The organism is Pantoea sp. Pa-EAmG (genome assembly GCF_030024295.1).
In the GTDB taxonomy this organism is placed as follows: Bacteria; Pseudomonadota; Gammaproteobacteria; order Enterobacterales; family Enterobacteriaceae; genus Pantoea; species Pantoea dispersa.
Map to the genome: position 1 here is coordinate 1 of NZ_JASEWO010000377.1, position 929 is coordinate 929.

A 929-nucleotide genomic window follows, 5' to 3' on the forward strand; every position below is an offset into this window, starting at 1 on the left:
TGGTGCAACCCTTACGGGATGCTATCCACGCAGCGAAAGCGGCGGCGGGAGAAGGCGCTAAGGTGATTTATCTTTCACCTCAGGGTCGCAAACTTGACCAGCAAGGCGTTTGCGAACTGGCGACCAGCCAGAAGTTAATTCTGGTTTGCGGTCGTTATGAAGGGATAGATGAGCGTGTGATTCACACTGAGATTGATGAAGAATGGTCAATCGGTGATTACGTGCTCAGTGGCGGTGAGCTGCCAGCGATGACGTTAATTGACTCGGTCGCCCGGTTTATTCCTGGCGTGCTGGGGAAACAGGCGTCAGCCGATGAGGATTCGTTCTCGGAGGGTTTGCTGGATTGCCCGCACTATACCCGACCTGAAGTGTTAGAGGGGATGGAGGTTCCGCCAGTTCTGCTGTCGGGCAACCATGCCGATATTCGCCGCTGGCGCCTGAAACAGTCGCTGGGCCGTACCTGGCTAAGAAGACCTGAACTTCTGGAAAACCTGGCTCTGACTGAAGAGCAAGCACGGTTGCTAAATGAGTTCCAACGGGAACATCAGCAGCAACAAAACGATCAGGTGGAAGAGTAATCTTCCCTGACTATCAGTTTACCCAGGATATAGAGATTTAATTATGAGCAACATTATCAAGCAACTTGAACAAGAGCAGATGAAGCAGGACGTACCTTCATTCCGTCCGGGTGATTCCGTGGAAGTGAAAGTATGGGTCGTTGAAGGTTCTAAGAAACGTCTGCAGGCATTCGAGGGCGTGGTTATCGCTATTCGTAACCGCGGTCTGCACTCTGCATTCACTGTTCGTAAGATTTCAAACGGCGAAGGCGTTGAGCGTGTCTTCCAGACTCACTCTCCGGTAATTGACAGCATTACTGTCAAACGTCGTGGTGCTGTGCGTAAAGCCAAACTGTACTACCTGCGTGAGCG

The 929-nt window shown here is 51.7% G+C and carries 2 protein-coding genes; both read left to right on the forward strand.

The features are described from left to right. The coding region (gene trmD / locus QMM04_RS22755; protein WP_282997140.1) for a tRNA (guanosine(37)-N1)-methyltransferase TrmD at positions 1-578 on the forward strand (578 nt) is incomplete at its 5' end. Positions 579-621: 43 nt separating this feature from the next. Continuing rightward, positions 622-929, forward strand: a 308-nt coding sequence (gene rplS, locus QMM04_RS22760; RefSeq protein ID WP_282997141.1) for a 50S ribosomal protein L19, incomplete at its 3' end; no start/stop codon positions are given.